This is a genomic window from Acidihalobacter prosperus (genome assembly GCF_000754095.2).
GTDB classification, from domain to species: domain Bacteria; phylum Pseudomonadota; class Gammaproteobacteria; order DSM-5130; family Acidihalobacteraceae; genus Acidihalobacter; species Acidihalobacter prosperus.
The window spans coordinates 221,726-244,983 of record NZ_JQSG02000003.1; the positions used below are offsets into that span (position 1 = coordinate 221,726).

At 60.8% G+C, this 23,258-nt stretch carries 25 protein-coding genes; 3 read left to right on the forward strand and 22 right to left on the reverse strand.

The genetic code is table 11. The features are described 5' to 3' along the window. Positions 1 to 99: 99 nt before the first annotated feature. Entirely contained in the window at positions 100 to 627 is a 528-nt protein-coding gene (locus tag THPRO_RS07755; RefSeq protein ID WP_065089461.1) for a Slp family lipoprotein, read from the forward strand. Beyond that, positions 627 to 1,142 (forward strand): Slp family lipoprotein, encoded by a 516-nt coding sequence (locus THPRO_RS07760; protein ID WP_065089588.1) that lies wholly within the window; start codon positions 627 to 629, stop codon positions 1,140 to 1,142. The genes THPRO_RS07755 and THPRO_RS07760 overlap by 1 nt, the downstream gene beginning before the upstream one ends. A gap of 8 nt (positions 1,143 to 1,150) precedes the next feature. Here THPRO_RS07760 and uvrD read toward each other — a convergent pair whose 3' ends face one another. The 11 genes from uvrD to THPRO_RS07815 all read right to left on the reverse strand — a co-directional run bounded on the left by uvrD (position 1,151) and on the right by THPRO_RS07815 (position 13,271). Continuing rightward, the gene (gene uvrD, locus THPRO_RS07765) at positions 1,151 to 3,328 is read right to left on the reverse strand and encodes a DNA helicase II (protein ID WP_038090575.1); all 2,178 of its coding nucleotides are present in this window, start codon (positions 3,326 to 3,328) and stop codon (positions 1,151 to 1,153) included. 51 nt (positions 3,329 to 3,379) lie between these two features. Further along, positions 3,380 to 5,008 (reverse strand): methyl-accepting chemotaxis protein, encoded by a 1,629-nt coding sequence (locus THPRO_RS07770; protein ID WP_052064400.1) that lies wholly within the window; start codon positions 5,006 to 5,008, stop codon positions 3,380 to 3,382. 203 nt (positions 5,009 to 5,211) lie between these two features. Further along, positions 5,212 to 5,736 (reverse strand): hypothetical protein, encoded by a 525-nt coding sequence (locus tag THPRO_RS07775; protein ID WP_038090572.1) that lies wholly within the window; start codon positions 5,734 to 5,736, stop codon positions 5,212 to 5,214. A 4-nt stretch (positions 5,737 to 5,740) separates the two neighbouring features. Continuing rightward, entirely contained in the window at positions 5,741 to 6,502 is a 762-nt protein-coding gene (locus THPRO_RS07780) for a c-type cytochrome (protein WP_065089463.1), read from the reverse strand. After that, a complete protein-coding gene (locus THPRO_RS07785; RefSeq protein ID WP_065089464.1) occupies positions 6,499 to 6,843 on the reverse strand; it encodes a hypothetical protein in 345 nt (114 codons plus the stop codon). The genes THPRO_RS07780 and THPRO_RS07785 overlap by 4 nt, the downstream gene beginning before the upstream one ends. Positions 6,844 to 6,903: 60 nt before the next feature. Then, positions 6,904 to 7,593, reverse strand: a complete 690-nt coding sequence (locus THPRO_RS07790; RefSeq protein ID WP_082954521.1) for a cytochrome c1 — start codon at positions 7,591 to 7,593, stop codon at positions 6,904 to 6,906. A gap of 55 nt (positions 7,594 to 7,648) precedes the next feature. Beyond that, positions 7,649 to 9,628 carry an FAD-dependent oxidoreductase gene (locus tag THPRO_RS07795; RefSeq protein WP_065089465.1) on the reverse strand — a complete coding sequence of 660 codons (1,980 nt, stop codon included), beginning with the start codon at positions 9,626 to 9,628 and terminating at the stop codon, positions 7,649 to 7,651. Between the two features lie 58 nt (positions 9,629 to 9,686). Next, entirely contained in the window at positions 9,687 to 10,319 is a 633-nt protein-coding gene (locus THPRO_RS07800; protein WP_161489951.1) for a cytochrome b, read from the reverse strand. A gap of 75 nt (positions 10,320 to 10,394) precedes the next feature. Next, entirely contained in the window at positions 10,395 to 11,006 is a 612-nt protein-coding gene (gene petA / locus THPRO_RS07805; RefSeq protein ID WP_065089466.1) for a ubiquinol-cytochrome c reductase iron-sulfur subunit, read from the reverse strand. Between the two features lie 661 nt (positions 11,007 to 11,667). After that, the gene (locus tag THPRO_RS07810; RefSeq protein WP_038090567.1) at positions 11,668 to 12,498 is read right to left on the reverse strand and encodes an SCO family protein; all 831 of its coding nucleotides are present in this window, start codon (positions 12,496 to 12,498) and stop codon (positions 11,668 to 11,670) included. Continuing rightward, positions 12,495 to 13,271 carry an SCO family protein gene (locus THPRO_RS07815; RefSeq protein ID WP_038090563.1) on the reverse strand — a complete coding sequence of 259 codons (777 nt, stop codon included), beginning with the start codon at positions 13,269 to 13,271 and terminating at the stop codon, positions 12,495 to 12,497. Before THPRO_RS07815 ends, THPRO_RS07810 begins: the two co-directional genes overlap by 4 nt. A 112-nt stretch (positions 13,272 to 13,383) precedes the next feature. On the opposite strand from THPRO_RS07815, the gene THPRO_RS07820 reads away from it, so the two are divergent. Then, positions 13,384 to 13,905 (forward strand): TlpA family protein disulfide reductase, encoded by a 522-nt coding sequence (locus tag THPRO_RS07820; protein ID WP_052064387.1) that lies wholly within the window; start codon positions 13,384 to 13,386, stop codon positions 13,903 to 13,905. 127 nt (positions 13,906 to 14,032) lie between these two features. On the opposite strand, the gene THPRO_RS16985 is transcribed toward THPRO_RS07820, so the two are convergent. The 11 genes from THPRO_RS16985 to THPRO_RS07865 form a co-directional block, all read right to left on the reverse strand. Then, a complete protein-coding gene (locus tag THPRO_RS16985) occupies positions 14,033 to 14,194 on the reverse strand; it encodes a hypothetical protein (RefSeq protein ID WP_161489952.1) in 162 nt (53 codons plus the stop codon). A 135-nt stretch (positions 14,195 to 14,329) separates the two neighbouring features. Beyond that, entirely contained in the window at positions 14,330 to 14,893 is a 564-nt protein-coding gene (locus THPRO_RS07825; protein ID WP_065089467.1) for a plastocyanin/azurin family copper-binding protein, read from the reverse strand. 151 nt (positions 14,894 to 15,044) lie between these two features. Then, positions 15,045 to 15,179, reverse strand: coding sequence for a hypothetical protein (locus THPRO_RS17385; protein WP_269085360.1), 135 nt, complete (start codon positions 15,177 to 15,179; stop codon positions 15,045 to 15,047). A gap of 27 nt (positions 15,180 to 15,206) precedes the next feature. After that, the gene (locus THPRO_RS07830; RefSeq protein WP_082954524.1) at positions 15,207 to 16,187 is read right to left on the reverse strand and encodes a heme o synthase; all 981 of its coding nucleotides are present in this window, start codon (positions 16,185 to 16,187) and stop codon (positions 15,207 to 15,209) included. Positions 16,188 to 16,234: 47 nt separating this feature from the next. Next, positions 16,235 to 17,296, reverse strand: coding sequence for a COX15/CtaA family protein (locus THPRO_RS07835; protein ID WP_082954583.1), 1,062 nt, complete (start codon positions 17,294 to 17,296; stop codon positions 16,235 to 16,237). A 125-nt stretch (positions 17,297 to 17,421) separates the two neighbouring features. Then, positions 17,422 to 17,640: a hypothetical protein gene (locus tag THPRO_RS07840; RefSeq protein ID WP_038090561.1), complete on the reverse strand. Its 219-nt coding sequence runs from the start codon at positions 17,638 to 17,640 to the stop codon at positions 17,422 to 17,424. An 18-nt stretch (positions 17,641 to 17,658) separates the two neighbouring features. After that, positions 17,659 to 18,228, reverse strand: a complete 570-nt coding sequence (locus THPRO_RS07845; protein WP_038090559.1) for a hypothetical protein — start codon at positions 18,226 to 18,228, stop codon at positions 17,659 to 17,661. Between the two features lie 50 nt (positions 18,229 to 18,278). Further along, positions 18,279 to 19,943 (reverse strand): cytochrome c oxidase subunit I, encoded by a 1,665-nt coding sequence (locus THPRO_RS07850; protein ID WP_236717277.1) that lies wholly within the window; start codon positions 19,941 to 19,943, stop codon positions 18,279 to 18,281. A 277-nt stretch (positions 19,944 to 20,220) separates the two neighbouring features. Continuing rightward, positions 20,221 to 20,976, reverse strand: a complete 756-nt coding sequence (locus THPRO_RS07855; RefSeq protein ID WP_038090557.1) for a cytochrome c oxidase subunit II — start codon at positions 20,974 to 20,976, stop codon at positions 20,221 to 20,223. 67 nt (positions 20,977 to 21,043) lie between these two features. Further along, complete coding sequence (locus tag THPRO_RS07860) at positions 21,044 to 21,616, reverse strand: hypothetical protein (protein ID WP_038090554.1); 573 nt, start codon at positions 21,614 to 21,616, stop codon at positions 21,044 to 21,046. 120 nt (positions 21,617 to 21,736) lie between these two features. Next, positions 21,737 to 23,122 (reverse strand): hypothetical protein, encoded by a 1,386-nt coding sequence (locus tag THPRO_RS07865; RefSeq protein WP_038090550.1) that lies wholly within the window; start codon positions 23,120 to 23,122, stop codon positions 21,737 to 21,739. Between the last annotated feature and the right edge of the window lie 136 nt (positions 23,123 to 23,258).

Sequence of the window (23,258 nt, forward strand, 5' to 3'; positions counted from 1 at the left end):
TTAGTTCTAAGCGATGTGCTTCCGCTTCCCGACGCGCACGCTGCTGTGGGATGATGGATGCGTCACCCGACGTGACCGGCCGCTGCCGGCGAGGATCGCATGATCAAACGTCTCTGGATGGCACTACCCGCATTGTTGCTGGGCGGTTGCGCCGTCAACCCCGTTTCCCCCCCCGGCCCCTATGCCGCGCTGACGCCCGAGATGGCGGCTGCCGGCACCGCCACCGGCAGCCGCGTGCGCTGGGGCGGCATCATCGTGAGCACCCATCCCGAGACCACGCGCACCTGTTTCGAGGTGCTCGGCCTGCCGCTGGACGGTGAAGGCGAGCCCCGTCTGGAGCGCACGCACAGCGTGGGACGCTTCATCGCCTGCTCACCCGGCTTCTACGACCCGGCACTCTATGCCAAGGGACGCGAGATTACCGTGGCCGGCGACATCGTCAAGGTCGAAACCCGCCGCATCGGCGAATATGCGTACCGCTTCCCGGTCATCGAGGCCGGTGCGCCGCACCTGTGGCCCAAGCCTCGCCCCGTACGCTACGTCCCCGGCCCCTGCTGGAACGACCCTTTCTGCAGCCCCTGGGGCTGGCCCGGCCCGTATCCCTATTACTCGCCCTGGTGGCGCTGATGAACGCAGGCAATCGCTTTCTCCTCGGTCTGGCCATGACCGGCGTGCTGGCGCTCGCGGGCTGCGCCACCACCCCGCCGTTTGCGCCCGCGCTTGCCCAGCAGGCGCAAACCGCGCCTGCTCCCCAGGCGGTGGCACGCAACGCGCGTGCGCCGGCGACGCCGATGGCCTGGGGCGGCACCATCGTAAAGGTCGACAACGAGGCCCACGACACCCTGATCACCGTGCTCGCCTACCCGCTGGATGATGCCTTGCGGCCGAAACTGCGCGACAGCACCATCGGACGCTTCATCGTGCGGGCCCGCGGCTTCGTCGAACCGCTGATCTATGCGCCCGGCCGCGAGCTGTCAGTGATCGGCCCGGTCACCGGCTTCCGGCAGGGCGAGATCGGTCAGCAGCCCTATCAGTATCCGGTGGTCAGCGAGCAGGCCATGCACCTCTGGCCGCTGGCGCCCGAGCCCTCCACGCCGCGCTTCCAGTTCGGCATCGGCATCGGCATCGGCTCGCGTTTCTAAACACGCGCTCAGGCAAGAGGCTCAAGCTTGGCGTAGCTGAGCACCAGCCATTTGCTGCCGTGGACGTTGAAGTTGACCTCGACGCGCGCCTGCGGCCCCTGGCCCTCGCAGTCCAGGACCACGCCTTCGCCGAACTTGGCGTGACGCACCCGCTGGCCGACGCTCAACCCGCCGACGCCCTCCCGGCCACGCACCGGCGTGGACCGAGGGCGCGGCACGGCGGACGGCGCCTGGGTGCGCACGCGGGGACGCACCTCCTCGATCAGCTCGGCGGGAATCTCGCCGATGAAACGAGAAGGCAAATTGTAGGTCTGCTGGCCGTGCAGGCGGCGGGTCTCCGCGGCAGTGAGCACCAGGCGACTGCGCGCGCGCGTGATGCCGACGTAGCACAGCCGCCGCTCCTCCTCCAGCCGCCCCGGCTCCTCCACCGACATGCGGTGCGGGAACAACCCTTCCTCCATACCGGCCAGGAACACCAACGGGAACTCGAGTCCCTTGGCGCTGTGCAGGGTCATCAGCTGCACGCAATCCTCCCAGGCATCGCCCTGGCCCTCGCCCGCCTCCAGGGCGGCATGCGAGAGAAACGCCGTCAGCGGCTCCATGTCGGCATGCTGTTCCGGGTCGGGCACGAAACCACGCGCGGCATTGACCAGCTCGTCGAGGTTTTCCACCCGCGCCTCGGCGCGCTCGCTCTTGTCCGCCGCGAAATGCGCGCGCAGGCCGCTGGCGCCCACGACGTGCTCCACCCGTTGATGCAGGTCGAGCCCCTCGCAGGCCTTCGCCATGTCGTCGATCAGGCGCAGGAAGCCCTCGATCGCGCGCGCGGCGCGCGCCGCCATGGCGGACTCGGCCACCAGCTCTCGCGCGGCCGGCCAAAGCGCGCATCCGCGGTCGCGGGCACGGTCGCGGATCGCCTGCAGGCTGCGTTCGCCGATACCCCGTGTCGGCTGATTGACCACACGCTCGAAGGAAGTATCGTCCTGCCGGCTGACCAGCAGTCGCAGATAGGCCAGCGCATCCTTGATCTCGGCGCGTTCGAAGAAACGCAGACCGCCGTAGACCCGGTATGGGATCCCGCGTGCGATCAGGGCTTCCTCGAGCACGCGCGACTGCGCGTTGGAACGGTACAGTACGGCAACCTCGTCGCGGCGATGGCCCTGCGCGGTCCAGTCGGCGATCTGGTCGACCACGTAGCGCGCCTCGTCGAGGTCGTTGTAGGCGAGATAGAGCCGCACCGCCTCGCCCTTCGCGCCGTCCGCCCATAGCTGCTTGCCCAACCGGCCCGCATTGTGCGCGATGACCGCGTTGGCGGCGTCCAGGATGATCTGGGTGGAACGGTAATTCTGCTCGAGACGCACGGTCTGGGTGCCGGGAAAATCGCGGGCGAACTGCTGAATATGCTCGATGCGCGCGCCACGCCAGCCATAGATCGACTGGTCATCGTCGCCGACCGCGAAAACCGGATTGTGGCTGCCGGCAAGCAAACGCAGCCAGGCGTACTGCAGGGCGTTGGTGTCCTGAAACTCGTCCACCAGCAGGTGACGGAAACGCTGCTGGTAATGACGTTGCAGGGCGTCGTTGTCGCGGATCAATTCCAGCGCGCGCAACAGCAACTCGGCGAAATCCACCACGCCTGCCTGTCGGCAGGCGGCTTCGTAGGCGCTGTAGATGCGCACGAACTGGGCCTGCGTGGGATCGCCGGTGTCGTCGAGATGCTGCGGGCGCAGACCTTCGTCCTTGCGCCCGTTGATGAACCACTGCGCCTGCTTCGGCGGCCAGTGCGCCTCGTCCAGATTCAGCCCGCGCAGCACGCGCTTGACCAGCCGCAGCTGGTCCTCGCTGTCGAGAATCTGGAAACCCTGCGGCAACCCTGCCTCGCGCCAATGGGCACGCAGCAGGCGGTGCGCGAGACCGTGAAAGGTACCAATCCACATGCCAGCGGCCGGCACCCCCATCAACGCCTCGATACGGCCGCGCATCTCGTGTGCCGCCTTGTTGGTGAAGGTGACGGCCAGCAGGCTATAGGGCGACACGCCCTCGACGCGGATCAGCCAGGCGATGCGATGGGTCAGTACGCGGGTCTTGCCGCTGCCGGCGCCGGCGAGCACCAGCACCGGCCCCGGCGGTGCGCTGACGGCCTCTCGCTGGGCATCGTTGAGTCCGGAAAGCAGATCGGTGACATCCATCCGCGCGAGTTTATCAGATGGATGTCGCCCCCCGGCCGCGCATGTTGCGGTTCAGATGCGGAAACGGCCGACCAGCCGTTGCAGCTGTTCCGCCAGCGCCTTGAGTTCATCCCCGGCGCTGGCCGTCTGCTGCGCGCCTTCCGCGCTGATCTCGGCCACCTCGTTGATGGTCAGTACGTTGCGGTTGATCTCCTCGGCGACGTGGCTCTGCTCTTCGGCCGCGCTGGCGATCTGCAGATTCATGTCGTTGATGCGCGTCACCGCCCCGGTGATCGCCCCGAGCGAGGAACCGGCGCGCGCGGCCTGATCGACGCTCAGGCTCGCCCGCTCGCGACCGCCCTGCATCGCGGCGACCGCGTCGCGGGCGCCGGCCTGCAGGCGTTCGATCATGCCCTGGATTTCCTCGGTGGACTGCTGCGTACGGCTGGCCAGGGTCCGCACCTCGTCCGCCACCACCGCGAAACCGCGTCCCTGCTCGCCGGCGCGCGCCGCCTCGATGGCGGCATTGAGTGCCAGCAGATTGGTCTGTTCGGCGATGCCGCGAATCACATCGAGCACGGTGCCGATCTGGACGCTGTCCGCCTCCAGCCTGCCGATCACCTCGCCGGCCTTCTCGACCTCTGCCGCCAGCGTATTGATCACCTCGACCGTACGTTCGACCTCGGTCTGGCCTGCGCCGGCTTCGCGACTGGCCTCGTGCGTCGCGTCGGCCGCCTCCGCGGCATGGCGGGCAACCACCTGCACGGTGGTGGTCATTTCGTTCATGGCGGTGGCCACCTGCTCGGTTTCGCGCTGCTGACGCTGCACGCCCTCGTAGGTCATGCGGGTAATGCCGGACATGCGCTCGGACGCGCCCGCGATCTGCTGGCTGGACGAGGCAACTTCGGCCACCAGCGCCTGCACCTTGCCGACGAAACGGTTGAACGACGCGGCCAGCTGCGCCACCTCGTCCCGACCGCCGGCCTCGGGCAGCCGGCGGGTCAAGTCGCCCTCGCCCTCGGCGATATCCGACAACGCCGTCCGGGTCGCACGCAGGCCGCGTGTAATCGAACGCCCAAGCAGCACAGAGAGCAGCAGCCCGATCACGGTGGCCGCCAGACCGATCGCCACACCCAGCCGGAAAATACCATCCACGCGCTGTATCACCCCATCGCGCGTGCGCACGAAACTGGCCCGCTCCTGTTCCATGAGCTTTTGCAGAGCCTTGCGGATCGGGCGCCAGCTCTTGGTTTCCTGCTGCACCAGGAGATCACGCGCCTGATTCACCTCACCGGCTTCGACCAGCCCGATGACGCGCAGCTTGAGCGCGCTGTTGGCCTGCCAGCCCTGCGCAACGGCATCCAGCTCGGCCAGGGCCTCGGCGTCGCCGCGGTAGGCCTTTTGCGCGCGGGCGAGTGCCTCGTTGAAACGCGCGATCGCCGTTTCCGTCACCTTGCGCGCGGGCTTGAGATCCGGTTCGAAGACCTTGTTGCGCGTGGAGATGCCCGACAGCAGCCCCTCGCCGTACATGACCTGCAGCGCGTTGAGACGCACCTGATCGTGTTCCACGAAACCGACGAAGGCGTTACGGATATCGCGAATGCCGAACAAGGTGACGGACAGGGCGACGAGCATCAGCAGAATCGCGAGTCCGGTGGCGGAGATGATCTTGGGTTGGATGGTCAGACGGTTGAGCAGCATGTTTCCCCCTCGCTTGCCGACGACGCCCTGTGATTCGAATGTGTATGGACGCCTTGACTAAGAATAGCTGGGCCTCAACAGGTTTTCGGCATGCAGGGCGGACACTTGAGCGAGGCGGGACGAACGGGGCGCCGGAGAGGCACAAGGGGCGGGCAAAGAAGCCGGGTGCGGAAGACCCGCACCCAGAATCCCGAGGTGCGCGTTCAGGCCCTGCGGGGGCCGTGATCGGTTGGCGCGCCGCCAAGCAGCTGCGCGAGTGTGAAAATCGAATAGGCGGCGATATAGGCCCAGACGCCGTAGACGAGGTAGTGATGGACGACCAGATCCTCGCTGAACAGACGCCCGCCGCCATGCGCGAATGCGCCGAGCAGCGCACCCGCAAAACCGGTCAGGCACAACAGACTGACCGCGCAGACGCCGACGCCTTGCGCGCACAGGCCGCCGATGCCGGTAGCCGAGCTCGGACGGATGGCATACCACCAGCGCAGCTGAAACGCCACCGCCAGCACCAGCGTCACCGCCAGCGCGTCGTGCACCCACATCCGGTCGAGCAGGCCGCCGCGGAACATGCCGTCTCCGCCGACCAGCTCGAGCAGCACGCCGATCGCGAGCATGAACAGGATGCCGCGGTTCACGCACTCGAATCCGTGGCATTCCACCTTGAAACGAGGGCCGGACTTCCCGTCCGCGCCGTCCGATGCATCCTGGTGATCATTCATCGTGGACATAGGCTCAATCTCCGCTGTCAGTATCCGAGGGATGAGGCAACTGGGTTGTCGGATTGCCCCCCGACAACGTGGGGATGAAGGTGGCAAGCGCCAGGATTTCCTGCTTGTCCAGACGCCCGGCGACGTCGCGCATGATGCCGTTGGGATCGTTCGCGCGCGTGCCGTCATGGAAATAGGTCAACTGCTCCACGAGGTAGGTCTTGTCCTGTCCGGCCAGGCGCGGGAATTCCGGCGGGATGCCCGCGCCTGTGGCGCTGTGGCAGGCTTCACAGGCCGGCACGTCGGTTGCCCGCACGCCGCCGTAATAGATGGCCTTGCCCGCGCTCCATAGCGCCTTTTCCTTGGCGTCCGTGGGAACCGGCTTCGGCTTCGGCGGCGCCAGGGAACCGAAAAATGCCACCAGATCCTCCATCTCCTTGTTGCCGTGAATGGTCTTGACGGCGTCGATCATGGTCCCCTTGGCGAGCGGATCGTCGCGCTTCTTGGAGGCGAAATCGTGCAGTTCCTTGAGCAGATACTGCGGCCATTGGCCCGCCAGATCGGGGAACCCCTTGACCGGCGAAATGCCATCCGCGCCATGGCAGACGATGCACATCGTCTTGGCGTCAGTTTTGCCCAGCTCGGGGTTGCCGCCGCTGATCACACCGATCACTCCATTCTTGGGACCTGCCAGCGCGGCACCCGAGGCCGACAGCATCAGCAGAGCGCCCAGGACATACATCGCGGGCCGGCGAGCTTGCACGGCGAATCCTTCCCTATTCGTCATTTGTCGCTCCCGAGGATTTCGCGAATAAACAGAAATATGTAGTAAAAGGTCAGCGACAGCAGCAGCAGAACCAGCGGCGCCGTCAGCGGATACATGGTTTTGAAATGCGGTGCGGTCACGAAAAAGCCCGCGCTCATGGCCGACAGCAGCAATGCCCGCCGTTCGGCGCGCTCGGCCATGCGGTAGGTCATGCTCAAGGCCAGCATCACCAGCGCGAAAAGCACCAGGTTCACGATGCCGGGGATACCGAGATCGAGCACCAGAGGCATGCCGAACACGATGGCCCAGAGACCGTTTTTATATGAGCTGCCAGGTGTGGCATTTGTCAGACCAGCGTCCATGTCCATTCCTCTTCAGTTCGGTTGCAGGGTGTTTTCCGCTCAGGCAAATCGCCCCGCAATCTAGAGAATCGCGATAATGAAACCCACCACCGTGGCCAACCCGAAACCACCGACCACGTACGGGCCGATATCGTGGCGTTCAAGTACCGACGGGTCGCTGGCGTAGCGCAGGAAGGCCACGATATCCGACACCATGGTTTTGTATTGCTCTGGGGTCATGCTGCCCTTGCGGTACAACTTGCCGTCCTTGAGATACTGACCGCCGTAGGGCGCCAGAACATTGGGCATGGCCACGCTTGGGAACACATGATTGTTCCACCCGGTTGGCCGGCTGTTGTCGAGATAGAAGCTGGTGAGGTAGGTGTAGATGAAATCCGGCCCCAGATAACGCTCGATCTGGGACAAATCGGGCGGCGGCTTGCCAAAAAACTTGGAGGCCTCCTTGTGGGTCATGGTCACGATCATGCCAGCATGGACGTTGGCTCCATCAGGCCGCATCACGTACTCGGTCAATTCCTTCTGGGTCATGCCCAGGCCCTTCATCAGATTGATGTAGCGCAGGTACTTGACGCTATGACAGGACAGGCAGTTCTGGCCAAAATATTCGGCGCCACGAATCACCGTGGCCTTGTCCATGGTGTAATGCGGCGCACGCAGCGGCGTGGCGCCCTCCGCATCGCACACATTCATCGACGCCAGCATCCCCATCGTCAGGATCGCCAGTGCCACCTTGCGGATTCTCATTGCCATATCAGTCAACTCCGATTTGATTACGCACCCGTAACATCGAAAACACGATGCCAGATCAGGCTTGTCCGCTCGCGTATTTATGCGCCGTCCATCGTCGCACCAGGCTCAATACCGGCATGGCGGCGAAAAATATGAAATACCCGATGGTGAACCAGCGCCCCCACATCGCGAGCACCGGCGTCGCCGGCTCGAAGCCGATCCAGCCAAGCACGATGTAACAGATGACCATGAAGATCAGCAGCACCTTGTACGTATTGTCGAAAAGGGGGTGCGGCTTGACTCTCGCCTCCGGACTGTTGTCGAGAAACGGCACCAAAAACATGACCACGATGGCCAGCGTCATCATGAATACGCCAAGATGCTTATCCGATATCGAGCGAAGAATCGCGTAGAACGGCCCCAGGAAAAACAACGGGCGCACGTCCGCCGGCGACTTGAGCGTATTCGCGGGCGTCGAGTTGTCCTGATCGATGAAAATATTGAAGAAAGTCGGCTCGAAAAACACGATGGCCGCGAATATCGTACCCAGCAAGGCGTAAAAAAACAGATCCTTTTCGCGAAAATAGGAGAAAAGATCGATATTGATGCTCAGCGGCTTGGGCATCGATTCGCCATATTCCGAGCCCAAGGTCATCGACAGGATCTGGTCGACCTGGCGCGAGCAGGTTCCGCAGGACGAGGCGGCACGCGTGGTCAGGCGCACGTCCTCCACGGAGGACAGATTGTGCATCTTGATTGCGCTGACGATTTCACCTTTGCTGACGGAATTGCAGGTACAGATTTCCGCGGTATCCGGCAGATTGCCAACGATATCGACGGCCTCGCCGCCACCGCTGCCGCCAGTCAGCAGGACATCGCGACGATCCGATATGTCCTCGCCGTTGCGGATCAGCTCCTTGAACCACTGCGACAGCGAGACGTCGCCGTACAGAATGCAACCGGCCACGCGGTTGTTCTTGATGCAGGCCTTTTTATAGATGCCGCGACGCTCGTCGACATAGACCAGCTCGTCGATGCCTTCTCCGGCCATGATCTGGCCCTGCGAGTACAGGTCGATTCCGGTGATCTTGAGTTGGGTCGAAGGTAGCGAGCCGCCGTAACCGGCCTCGATATCGCCCGACATGTAGCGCGCCAGCACGCGCGCCTGCTCGTAGCAGGGATCGACCAGACCGTAGGTCTTGCCCTTGTGCTGCACGCATTCGCCGATGGCGAAAATCGAAGGGTCGCTGGTTTCGAGCTGATCGTTGACCACAATGCCGCGATCCACCTTGAGGCCCGCCGCCTTCGCCAATTCCACATTGGGGATGATGCCGGCGCAAATGACCACCATGTCGGCGCGAATCTCCTCGCCGCGCTGGAAGCGTACCGCCTCGACATGCTCGTCGCCGACGATGGATTCGGTCATGCGCGGCAGGTGAAAGACGATGCCCTTATCCTCCAGGCGACGCTGCAGCAGCGCCGACCCGCCGGCATCGAGCTGGCGCTCCATCAGCCAATCGGCCAGGTGCACCACCGCCACCTCGGCGCCCTGGACACGCAGCGCGTTGGCGGCTTCCAGACCCAGCAGGCCACCGCCGATCACCACCACATGCGTGTGCTTGCCGGCGCGTTCGAGCATGTAGTCGACATCGTCGATGGTGCGGAACACCGTGACTTCCGGCAACTCGCGACCTGGGATCGGCGGCACCATGGGCTTGGAACCCACCGCGAACACCAAGTAGTCGTAGGCTTCGGTCACGCCCTGGTCCGAGGTCACGATCTTGCGTTCGCGATCCACCGACGCGATCCGATGTCCCTTGTAGAGCTTGTTGCCGCCATCGCCGACCCAGGCCTCGTCATCGATCATGATGTCGGGCAGGGAGCGTTCGTTGGCGAGCAGCGGGCTGAGCTGGATACGATCGTATGCGGAGTAGGGCTCGTCCCCGAAGACGATGATCTGGTAGCCCCCCGGCGCCTGCTTTTGCAGTTCCTTCACGAAGCGGCTGCCGGCCATGCCGTTGCCGATCACCACCACACGTTTTTGTTCTGACACCATGATTTAGACCTCGATCATTGGGATTCCGTCCGTGAGCCGGCGCGATGCCGACGGACGCTCAACGTTGCGCGGAGCGGCTGGCTTCCTGCTCGATCCTGAGCGAATAAAGGTTTTGCAGATGCATGACGATCAGCGCCACCAGCGCCATCGGAATAACGGCGACATGGAAGGCCATGAAGCGGTTGATCGTGGGCGTGCTGACCAGCGGGCCGCCGCGAATCCAGGTCACGAGGTCGTGCCCGACCAGCGGCACCGAACCGAAAAGATTGGTGATCACCATGCCGCCCCAGAGCGACATGTTGCCGTAGGGCAGGATATAGCCGAAGAATTCCTCGCCCATGAGCAGCACCAGCAGACTGACGCCCCAAAGCCAAACCTTGCCGCTGCGCTTCTTGTAGGTGCGATCCCACAGCGCACGGAACATGTGGATGTAGACGATGATGAACAGCAGCGAGGCGCCGGTGGTGTGGATGTAGCGCACCAGCCAGCCCCACCGCACGTCGTACATGATGCTCATCACCGAGTTGTAGGCGCCCGATCCGTCCGCACCGCCCGGGTGATAGCTCATCAGCAGGAATACGCCGGTGATGAACTGGATGCCGATCAGCACGATCGACATCGCCCCGAGGACGCGCCAGAAACGCGATCGCAACGCCTTGACCTTGGTGCCCATGTCAGGGCCCGTACTCACACTTACACTCGCCATCTCGTCCGCTCCTTACGATCCGTCACCGATCCGCCGTGCACGCTTGCCGCGCACGCCGCATCAGCACAGCCTCGCCTTGGGATACATCTTGGTCACCACGACCTTCTTGCCACCGTCCTCGTAGTGGTATTCGGGAATGGCCATATTGCGCGGCGCGGGCGAGGTCACGATCACGCGTGCCGAAAGGTCGTACATCGAGCCGTGGCACGGGCAGTGGAAGCCGCCCAGCCAGCCCGGGCGTACGGAATTGGGTTTGGGCTTGTACAGCGGAATACAGCACATGTGCGTACAGATGCGTACCAGCACGAGCATGTTTTTCTGCTCCATGCGTGCGCGATAGATGTTCTTGGCGTAAGGCGGCTGCTGCGGCACCTTGAGATCGGGATCCTTGAGAATGCCCTGCGCCTGAACCTTCTCCAGGGTCGCTAGCATTTCCGGCGTGCGGTTCATCACCATCACCGCCTTGCCCTGCCAAGGCACCGTGACCTGACCGCCCGGCGGCACCTTGGTGACGTCGATTTCGACGCTCGAGGCTGCCTCGGTGGCCGCACTCGGGTTCAGTCCGTCCAGCATCGGCACACCCAGCGCCCCCACGGTGGCGGCACCGGCGAGCTTTACGCTGGAACTGAGAAACTCCCGGCGTTCCTCCTGCTTTTCTTTGCGTACGGTCATCTCTGTCCTCTGAATGTCAGCCTTGGGCAGAGCAATCGTTGCGCGATTCATGCCAGATTTCTTATCTGCGCATAAATTTATAGCATCGTCCCAATTTATTCTTTTTTAAACAATCAATTAAAACATCCACACTTGACCGATTTCGGGAGATGCGCAGCCACGCAGGGCTAGGAAGCGCGATCGAGGTGGAGCGAAACGAGTCATCCCTGCCGTGATTCATTTCATTACGAGTCAGCCGCCGTTGCGCTCTCGCGCCCGCTTTTCCGGGTGTTCGAAGGCATCGGTCAATCAGGATCATTCACTCGGCAGGACGCCGAAGGGGGACCATCGCGACAGGAAAGCGCCCATCAAGGCACGGCGTGCGTGCATGGTTGAGCATTCCCAATAATCGCCGACGGCGTCCCCCACAGAACCGAGACGCTTTTCATGTCTCGCGGCGCACACGCTCGCTATCTGGCCGGACTCCACACCCTCGCGGCGCCTGTCGAGCGACGAAAGGTGACGACGGCAACAGCTCGCCCTAGCGTGCGAACGGCCCCGGAAGATCGGCGGCGCGTACAGGGGTAACGGCGGTATCGAAGCTGCGCCGAGGATTCAGCGGGATGAACAGGCGAGTAGCGCCGCGGGAATCCGCGGCGCTGCGGACGCGCTCTGCTGGCTTTCAGCCCGGCTTGCCCATGCCGGGCAATTTCAGCATTGCCGCGATATCCTGGAGGATGCGGTCGTCCGGGTATGCGCTTGCCTGCTTGATCTTGACGCGGATATCGCCATCGGGCGCGACCAACACCAATTCGTCATGATCGACGATGTGCGGATGGGGTGGCGCGTTTTGCGTCAGCGGATTGACCGCCTCGGCATAATCATATTGCCCACGCTGTTGCATGCGTCGCGCGTACGCGCGGTAGGCGGCCGCATCCAGCGGGCGGTACTGGACGGCATAGCGCCCGGCAACGACCGCGCCGATACTCGACTCGCTACCGGTAAGAAATGCCCAATTCGACGCATCCGCCGGCCCCAGGCCGGCAATCGCCTGCATGAAGCGCGACATTTCCGGCGGCCCGGCATGTGTCGGATCGAGGTTGTAGGATACGAATACCACCTTGCTCCCCAGCAGCCCGCTCTGTTTGAGCTCCTGATACAGATTCATCAGGTGGCTGACCAGCACGGGGCTGCTATGCACGCCATACGGCGCGATGAAGCTTACGATCTGCACCTTGCCCTTGAATCGCGTGGACGCCACCTTTGCGCCATTCTGATCGATCAGGTCGGTGAATCGAGGCGCTTTCCCGAAGCGACCGCGCTCGACCTGCGATTTCATCATGTCGGTTGCCGCACGCGTATCGATATGACTTCGCGCTTCGTGCAGCCTGACCGTACTGACGATGCTCGAAATTGCAAAACCGAACACCAAACCCACAAAAACACCAACCGAAACGCTGAACCAGAAGTATGAGCGCTGGTTGAAATCCTCCTGCTTGATGTTCGTGCTCATGCCCGCCCCTCCTTCCGCAACACGCGAATGATGTCATTCAGCATGACCGCATCCGAAACCGTGTTTGCATCGCCAAGCACGTATCGCACTACACCGTCGACGCCTACGATGATCGCCGAGCTGTTATGGATGATCGCGTAATCGGGGTGTGACTCGTCGGCCAGGGGATTACGCATCGACGGCACATAGTGATACGTACCGTCCTTTCGCTGCTGCGCAAATACCTGCTCTAGCTGATCGGTCGCGATCTTTCGATAATCCGCGTGGAAGCCCCGCTTGAGGACTCGCGCGGTCAAGGCGGCCGGCGCGGTCAGAAATTGCCACAGAGCGGAATTTGGATCCGCGCCGTACTGGCGCATAAAACGACTCATTTCGCGGGGGGCGGCACCCTCAGGATCCACATTGAAGCTAAGCAGTTGCACGCGATCCTGCAGGCCGCGCTGCCGCAACAGGGTTTCCAGGTTAACCATGCGCGACGCCAGGGTCGGACACACGCGCGTGCAGTACGGATACATGAAGGTCACCAGCAGCACCTTGCCTTTGAAGGCGCTTGAATCCACCGGCTGCCCTTGCTGGTTCACGAACCCATTGAAACTCGGCGCATGAAACATCGTCTTCGGCGCATCGCCCGCTGCCGCAAAATCGGGTTTTTTCGGGGGCGGGCGCCAGGGCAGCACACTGCCAAGGGCTACGGCCACAATCAGTCCGATCACGCCTCCGAGCATCAAACCGCTGATCGGTGTTTTGTAGCGCTTGAACTGCTCCGACCCCATCACGTAACCTCCCGCTGCACGACGCAAACCGAATCGCCGCATCGCCTGTCCGCGTCATCCACTCACCAGCGCCTGCTGCGCCGCTGACCCATCGCCCCACGGAGTCTACCGCATGTCGAACACGACACCGTCCCGCAAACGACTTTATTCGATCCTGGCGCCCAGTGGCCTGCTACTCCTACTCGCCGCAGCATTCTGGTACTACAACAGCGAACATCCTGCACCCAGCGCTTTGCCTCAGCTCGTCCTGCCCTCGTTGGGCGGCGATCACGTTGCGCTCGATCATCTGCAGGGAAAACCGTTGGTATTGAATCTGTGGGCCACGTGGTGTCCACCCTGTCGTGCGGAGCTGCCGCTGCTCATCAAGGCCCGCCAGAGCCACCCGGGCATTCGATTCTATTTCGCGGAGCAAGGCAATGCCTATAACAACGTTGACGCATTCGCCAAAAAATATGCGCTTCCGCTGCCACTAGTACTGCTCGACACAAATACGAAACTGAGCCAGTTTTACGGCGTGCTCGGCTACCCGACCACCGTATTCTACAATTCACACGGCAACATCGTGAAAATATATCGCGGAGAGCTCAAGCCAGCTGTACTGCAGCAATATCTGGAACAAATTACCCAGCGTTGACGCGCCGCCGTAAAACCAGATAAAAAAGCAAGGCACTACCCGCCCTGATACATGCAGGCAGTGCCTCAGTTCAAACGTCACCGACCGGGCACGTACACGCGTCCGCACATCCTTGCTGCATCGCGATTTATTGTCCGCGTGAAGCGAATATCTTCTCCTGCTTCACACGCATCTCATCTTCGGTACGCTGAACCCAGGTCGCGACCATGGTGACGCCCGTGGCCATCAATTTCACAACCACGATAATGGCTGCACCCACGATCAATCCGGCAATATCCAATGGTGTCATGACACACACTCCATTCGCTGCGTTGATCCGAGCGGCAAGACCCGCAAACAGGCTGCCGTATCAGCGTAGGCGCCGCGGGCAGTAATATCCGCGGCGCCCTTGCTGATCACTCGTCAGGCCGAAGCCACTTGAGTCTTACTTGACGACGATCTTGCCGTACATGCCGGTCGAGGCATGGCCAGGCGTCTTGCACAGGTACCAATAGGTCCCCGGACCCGGCGGCGTCCAGTCAACCGTATCGGTCTGGAACTGACCGCCACCCGCGGCGGAAAGTTCGGGCACCACCGCCATCGCATGCAGCGAGTCCGGGTTAGGCATCGCGGAGAACGGGGGGCCCTTCTTGGTGATCATGAAGCTGTGCTCGGCACCGCCGTTGGTATTGATCACGGTGATCGTCACCTTCTTCACGCCCGCGTCGTAGGTCAGGGTCGGGTTGGTCTGCTTGTCGACCTCGAACGAAGGGAAGGGATAGCCCGGCAGCACCTGCTCGACCACGGTATGCGGGGTGGCGCCCGAATAGGTGACCTCGTTCTTGCCGGTAACCTTGCCGCTGTCTTCCTTCATCAGCTTGATGACTTCGGGCTTGCCCACCGTGGTCACGCCGGCGTGGGCCATACCCATTGCCAGCAGGGCGCTCACACCGGCCGCACCTGCGATCGCCTTGACGATGCGATTCTTCATGAATTGCTCCTTTTTCATGCTTTCCTCCTCAGACAAAAATTGTGCATCAATCGCTGCACAGCCATCGCCACGACCCGTTGCAAACACGCCCTAGTGGCCGCCTCTGTCATCGGGCATGACATATCTCACTTCAAACCACATGCTTCGTAGATAAATTCATTTTTTCTAATCAGCGCCAAAATACAAATTCAATAAACAGATACAACCCCCCGAGCAAAATCACCGCCCACACGGCACTGATCAACAGCACCTGCCTCCCGTCCATCGAGTTCGTACCATCCTGCCGATGCAGATGTCTCGACATCTTTCAATCTCCCGTTAGGCTTATGCTTCAGGCCAGCACGCCGCGCAGTATCGTCAGATAGTGATCAATAAGCAGTGCGCTGAATATCCCCATCAGGTACACGATCGAGTACGCAAACATCCTGATTGCAGTATTCTCCTTGCGCCTGAATTTGAGCTTAATGGCATAACCGAGAAAGCCGGCATTGAAGACGGAGGCGCCGACCAGGTATACCCAACCAGCATTCCCCATCGCGAAAGGCAGGATCGTCACCAGCACAAGAATCACGGTGTACACCAGAATCTGCGTACGTGTGTGCGCCTCACCGTGCGTCACAGGCAGCATCGGTATTTTCGCCTTCGCGTAATCGTCCTTGTAATGCAGGGCGAGCGCCCAGAAATGCGGTGGCGTCCAGAAGAAAATGATCGAAAACAGCACGATGGATTCGTAGCTGACGTGTCCCGTCACGGCGCACCAGCCCAGCACGGGAGGCACCGCGCCGGCTGCACCGCCCCAGACGATATTCTGGGGTGTCGTCCGCTTCAGAAACCCGGTGTATATGATGGCGTAGCCGATCATCGCAGACAGCGTCAGCACGGCCGTCTCGACATTCACCCACTCGACCAGCACGATCATCGACAATACCGCGAGCAGCGCGGCGAAACCCAGCCCCTGGAAGGTACCCAGCCCGCCGGTCGCGATCGGACGCCAGGCCGTACGCGACATTTTCGCGTCCATATGCTGGTCGATCACGTGATTGACGGCCGCCGCGGAGGCCGCACCCAGACCGATTCCGATCGTGCCGAGAAGCAGAGTACCGATTGCGATGATGCCCGGCGTCGCCAACAGCATGCCCACGATGGCGGTAAACAGGATCAGCGCCACCACGCGCGGCTTCGTCAATGCGTAATAGGCCTGAATCTGGCGCCAGATGCTCGCCCAACGCCACTCCGCGACACCGGGCGCGCCGACGTCGGCAATGGGCAGATCGGCTTCGCCGGCCAGACTGCGCTCCTCATCTTGACGCATATTCGACTCTCCTCGAGATGTACTGTTTTAGTGTGACCGGCACGTGCCTAAACCGGACGTACCGCCGCCGACCCGATCCGTTCGTACGCATTGACGTTCCGGAACGACCACAACAGAAAATTCACGGCCAGAACTGCCGAAAGCAGCAAGGCCGCGCCGGGTGTGTGCGCCCATTCCACGTAGAACGGCAAACCGAGGCTCACCATCGATATTCCCAGCGTGAGCTGTAGTCCCAACGCCGCAAGCAGCAACCCACCAAGCAGACGTAGCTTGCGGATACGTGCGCGCGTCAGCAGGAACAAACCCAGCCCGCCCGCCACGATCGTGGTCACCATTGCGCCGATCCTGTGCACGACCTGTATGGCGACGCGAGCACCGCCGTCGAGAATGCCACCCTGATAATCGACACCCAGCCGGTGCCAGAAAACGAATGCCTTATCGAAATCCATACCCGCCGGCCACCATTGACCGTTACACGTCGGGAATCCGTAGCACGCCCATGCAGCGTAATTGGTACTGGTCCAGGCACCCAGAAATATCTGTGCGGCCACGACCAGCAGCGCCAGCCCGGCCCACAACCGCAGGCCGGTCAGGGTGGCTATTTTTTGTTGATCGGCCCGATTCAATTGCAGCAGACGGCTGCTTCTGAAAACCAGCCACCATAACGTGGCCAGCATCACCATGCCGCCGATCAAATGACCAGTCACGATCAGCGGGTCGAGTAGCATCGTCACAGTCACCATCCCCAGCAGTGCCTGCACCACGACCCACAGCGCCACGAATACAACGAGTTTCAGCGGTTGCTCGGCCTGCCTGCGGTTACGCAGCGCTACTAGCAGCATCGCAAAAATGACCATGCCCAGCGTGCCGGCCACATAGCGATGCAACATTTCCTTCCATTCGCGCGCCGTGGTGTCCATCACGGCGGCGGGCGCCTGCGGCACCGCGGCTGCAACGGGTGGCGCGCCAGGCGGCAGCACGTGCCCATAGCACAGCGGCCAACTTGGGCAGCTCAACCCCGCCTTTGACAGACGCACATAGGAGCCGAGCACGATCATCACGAAGGTCAACGCCAGCGCGACAATGGCGAGCCGACGCGTCCAGCGCATCGAGTCTCTCATTGTTTCGCGGTATCGCTGTTCCATCGCAATGTCCATGAATGCTTGTGTTATGCGTTTAAAAAATACCCGGATGACAACCCGGTGTCGGAATCCCCGACACCGGGTTGCAGGTGTTAACTCAGCACATCCTCGATATTGCGGATGCGCGCCTCTTCTTCCTTACGGGCATTTCTGTAGAACCACATCAGAAAGACGACGAAACAAGTCCAAGGCACCAGAATGAACGTACCGGTCCACCACCAGGCGGGCAGATCGACCGTGTGCGGCACAATAAAGTGCAGCGCAGGGATATGTACGTGAGGCAATGCATGCGAATGCGCTGGAATATCCATCAGTTTTCCTCCTCGCGCTCAGATAATGAAATAAATCACGTAGAACAGAACCCACATGACAACGAGCAGACGCCAGAAATCGACGGCGTTGTGCACCTTCCAGGCCTGTTCCGCCCGGATCTTGCCCTTCGAGCTCGCCGACACGTACGCCATGAAGGCGAAGTGCGCAAGACTCATCATCAGCAGGAATGCAACCGTGTCGGTGTACAGATTTTCACCGTATCGGCTACCCACGGGGATCGGGCTGCTGAACCAGTCGTAGATCACGCCAATGGCCACCAACGTGATCATCGCCAGCGCAATCGAAAGATTGCGCGCGATTGCACCGTTTTCCCCCTGATAGGCGGCTTTGACCGCCGACGAGGTCGGAAACAGGCTGGCGATCATGATCAGTGTCAGCACGGTCCACAGGACATAATTGATTCCGGCGGGCTTGTCGGCATATGCCCACAGGAAACGGGCCGCAAACAGCGGAATGAAAAATATTGTCGATGACAGCAGGATCAATCCGAATGCGCCGCGTTTTGCCCGCATCGGCGCGGGATCGAGGATGCCGTTGACATAGGCTTTCGATTCGTCGAGTTCCATTACATTGATTCCTCAGCTTGTAGAGATCATGTCGCGATCCGCAGAGCACACTAGGTGCTCTGCTTGGACTCCACCCAGATCACCGGATCGGGCGCGTTCTCTTCGTAGTTGTAGAAATCCGCAACCACGACGGGGTCCTTGCCGAACGGGAAATTCTCGTACGGCGGCGGCGACGGCATCTGCCACTCCAGAGTCTTGCCACCCCACGGGTTGGTGCTCGCGATCGGGCCACGGTAGTAGCTGTACACCAGATTGACCAACGGAATCAGGAAGCCGGCGCCCAGCAGGAACGCGTTGATCGAGATCCACTCGTTCATCGGCTGCAGGTACGGCAGGTAGGTCGCGATACGGCGGTTCATGCCGTCGATGCCCACGATATACATGCCGAAGAAAGTGAAGTTGAAGAAAATGAAGAACCACCAGGCGTGAAACTTCGCCCAGAACTCATTCACCATCCGCCCCGTGACCTTGGGGAAGTAGTAGTAAAGCGCGGCAATCCAGGTGAACAGCATGCCGCCGAGAATGGTGTAGTGGAAATGCCCGATGACGAAGAACGTATTGTGGATCTGCAGGTTGGCAGGCACGTCGGAATTGAACACGCCGGTCAGACCGCCGATCAGGAAGTTCACCATCGACATCAGCACGAGCAGCATCGGTGAGGTCAAACGGATGCGGCCACCCCAGAGTGTGCCGATCGCGGCCAGATAGAAGAAGCCTGTCGGCACCGACACCATTTCGGTCAAACCCATGATGATCGGCAGACGGACGTCACCCACCTGAGTGAAGAAGTGATGCACGCCGACGGCGCCGGAAATGGCCACGATGCCTACGAAACCGGCAGCGGCCCAGCCACGACCAAAAAGACTGCGGCGCGAGAACACCACGATGATCTCCAGCCACAACGCCCAGGCCGGCAGCACGAACACATACACCTCGGGATGGAACAACCACCAGAACATATCCTGGTAGGCCAGCGTCAAACCACCCTTGAGGGCATAGAACTGCGTGCCGACCACCATGTCGAACAGATTGAACAGGAAGGCACTCGCCGTATAGGGCACGAAGATGATCAGCAGCACCGAAGCCGAGGCAATGCCATAGACGAACATCGGCACGCGTGACAGCGTCATGCCCTTGGCGCGCATGAACACCATCGTGGCGACGAAATTGATCGCGCCTGCCCACGACGACAGCAGCAGCGTGGCGCCACCCATGAAGTAGAAAATAATACCGGTGCCACCCAGAGTGGAGAGAGGCGGGAAACCCATCCAGCCAGACTCATAACCACCCACCATCGGACTCATCGCCACGGCGATCACCGCAGGCGGCACGAACCAGGAGCTGATACCCATCAACTTCGGATACACCACCTGACGCGCACCGATCATCGGCGGCAGCATGAAATTACCGATACCACCGAGAATTGCCAGCGCAGCCACCGCCAGCAGCATCAACGTGCCATGAATGCTGAAGGCCTCGTTGTACTGTTCCTTATTGGCGAAAAACATGCCATGCGGCGACAGCAGGTCGATGCGGATCGCCATTGCCAGCATGCCGGCGATAAAAAAAGTGGCGATCGCGAAGATCGTGTAGCGGGTTGCAGTGGCCTTAGCTTCGGTACCGAAGCGGAAGTAACGCCCCACTCCTTTATTGATCCAGGTTTCCTCACCACCGAAGGATGGTTTGACCCAACCTTCCCAGACGCCGATACCCATGAACCAACCGATCAGACCAAAAATATAGCCTACGGTCAGTTCTCTCGGTGATGCCAGCGAGCCATGCCCGCGCCCATTGAGGGAAAATTCGATAAATGCAACGAGCAGTGTACCGATCAGATATCCGATTCCGGCCCACAGCACGCCTCTTGCGAGCGGCCACCAGTCCGCGAAGGTAATCCCCCGCGGGCTCTCGGCCCTATCCTGATTTGTTGAAATAACCGATGACATTTCATTTACCTCTTGTCATGACTGAGCATTCTTGAAAGGAGCGCGACTAGAAACTCTGGCTGGCAACCCAGGCCTTGAATTCCTTGTCTGAAACCACCTTCACCACGGCCCGCATCTGCGCATGACCGAGACCGCAATCCCAGCTGCACTGCACGCGTGCGAGCGGATTCTGGTCAGTGGTCACCTCCTCGGTGGGTGTGATGACGATCGAACGGGTCATGCCTGGCACCAGGGCTTGTTTAATGCCCCAGATCGGCACCCAGAAGGAATGCATGACGTCATCGGATTTGACGATGAATTTGATCGGCTGATCGACCGGCACTTCCAAAACAGGCGAATTCATAATGCCTTGCTTGGGGTAGCTGAACGACCACTGCCACTGTTGCCCAGTCACATCCACCACCAGCGGATCCTTGGCGTCGGCAGATATATTCCAGAGCTGCTCGAGGCCAACCATGCCCGGATACACGAAAACAACCGTGTTGATCATGATCGACACGCCAAGCCACACGAACGTGAAGGGGCTGAATGCGTGGGTATGGATCTGCGCGCTTTGCTTATCGTCCAAGGGCACCCGATGAACGATGGCCGCATACACGAACGGCACGGTGACCAGAATGAACACCATCACCGTCACGTGGTAAATGAAGGTAAGAGCATCCTTAGTGATCTCGCCCTGCAGGCTGCCCACGGCAGGCCACAGATGGTCGATCGACCAGAAGACGAACGTCTGCGCGATCGGGATCAAGATCGCCCAGATGATCACCACATTGATGAAGTCTCTCCAAAGATTTCTTTTCATGCGCTGAATACCTCAGTCAAGGCTCGAAGGCCCGCTCCTGTATTGCGTTGTTGTTTTCAGGCGCGGCTCAACCTGCGGTGGCGGCAACGACGTCGACTGTTCCTTGCATGCCGTCGAGGAAATGCTGCCCGTTCTGCAGGAAGCAACCGTAAGTCCACTTGCCCGGCTTGTCCGGGACGGTAAACCGGAAAGTGAAATGCTGGCCAGGCGTAAGGCTCACGGAAAAATCCTTCTGGATTTTTTCATCACCTGATTTTGTATGAATCGTGACACCCGCGAAAAAGCCTGTCTTCCAGCCATCGGGTTCGCGATGCTGCTTGAAGCCCGTCGCACTAGTACGGAGGTCACGCCCCATATTCCACTGATGGTTCTGACCGGGCTGCCCGTGATTGACGTTCATCAGCGTCAGCTCGACCTTTTCGCCCACATGCCAGGTCAAATGCCCAGGCTCGTAATAGAAATTGTGTTCGTCGATGATGTAGTGGTGATATCCGTCGGCCAGAACCTTGCCTTGGGACGTCGGCTGCGTCGTACGGGTCCAATACCATCCTGCGACGAACAAAATGGCGAAGATGATCAGCGCGATGAGCACATGACCACCACCCTTCGGTGCAACCCCGGGTGTGCTTGACTGAGCCATTATCGATCTCTCCAAGATTAAACACGGGTTTTAGAAAAACGGCTTTCTCGGGCCGGAATTAATCATTTTCAAAGCCCTTCTGCCGCAGACAGGACCGCCCGCGGCAGAAGGTTTTTCACATCACATCATGATCCAGGTGAAGAACGACAAGGTGTTGTTGTCGGAGGCATTGCGGCCCAGACCATCGTAGTTCGATGACGCGCCATCGAACTTGGTGTAGGCAACGTACTGCACACCGAACTTGGTGTTGATCCACGGCACATAGTTGAACTGCAGGACATAGCCGTTGGTGTTCGGCTTGCCGTTGGCGGACACGCCGTCGGACTGCGCAACGCCGTACTGGTCACCGCCACCCCAAACAGCGGCGTTCTTCTTGCCGGTATGGGTGAAGTACTGAGCCAGCACGCCGTATTTTCGGTGCCAGTAGTATTCGCCATTGACCTGGAAGTCGTTGACGTCAGCCTTGGTGTTCGGCGCACCCGGGATGGTCATGTTTTCGTGGATATAGGACGCGTGGAACGTATAGCTGTAATTCGTAGCCACGTGCTCGTACTGACCGTCGAGCGCCGTATCCACGTAGTGGTTCTCAGGCCCGGTATTGCCGTTCTGGTACATCTTGGCATCGATACCAAAGGTGCCGATTTCCCAGGAATTGACGCCACCCTCGTGGGAGTAAGCCAGTCGCCAATATGGTGCGACACCCGCCAGACCACCGGAGTTGGTCTGATCGCCCGGGATCATAGCCCGATAGGCCATAACCTGCGCGTACCAGGTATTGTTGTACCAGACATACGCACCGGCACCGGCGGAAGTCTGCTGCAACACCACCTGACCCAGCAGCGTACCGTCATTCGGGCCGCCCTGACCGGCGTTCGGACCGGTGAAGGGATAACCCCAGATCGGGGTGCTCTGCCAGAGATCACCCACACCCGGCGCATTGTTCACGTCGAGACCCCAGACCAGGTTACCGCCACCCACCTGCGACTCCTTCGCATAACGCACGTCGGTGTTGTCGATAGTGATGTGATCGGCGGTCGGATCGTAGGTCAACTGCGAGAAAACACCGAGGTCCGTACCCGCGCGGCCCGCATAGAACAGGCTGTACTGCACGGGAAATTCGGTTGCGGGATTGGAGACTGCCGCACCCGTAGTATAGGCCGTCGCAGTACTGTTGTATCCCGCAGGCGCCTGCTTGCTCTCCTGCACCTGGTCGGCCACGAGCATCAGTGCAATCGGCGGAATTTTGTCGATCGCAAGACGCTTCTGATTGTCCTGCTCATACCCGATGGTGTTGTTGCTACCGGAATTGAAGGTATAGGCCAGCGATTTGAACTGTCGGCCAAACGAGGTCAGCTGCGGCTCAACGGTGTGGCACGCCGCACAAGACACGCCGAGCTGCCGAGCAAATGCGGGCACGGCATGCGCTTCCTGCGCGCCGACCATCGCAGCGCCACCGACCACGAGGGCCGTGACCAGCTTGCCAGCTGAAAATTGCTTTCGATTCATACTCTCCTCCCAAAATGAACAAAGTCACACGTTCAAGCACAATCACCGGCGACGGACCACCGATTCTTCGAATACACCTCAGGACCCGACCTCTGCGAGGCCCGTTCCGAGCGAGGGCGGGCGGGCTGCGACCCCT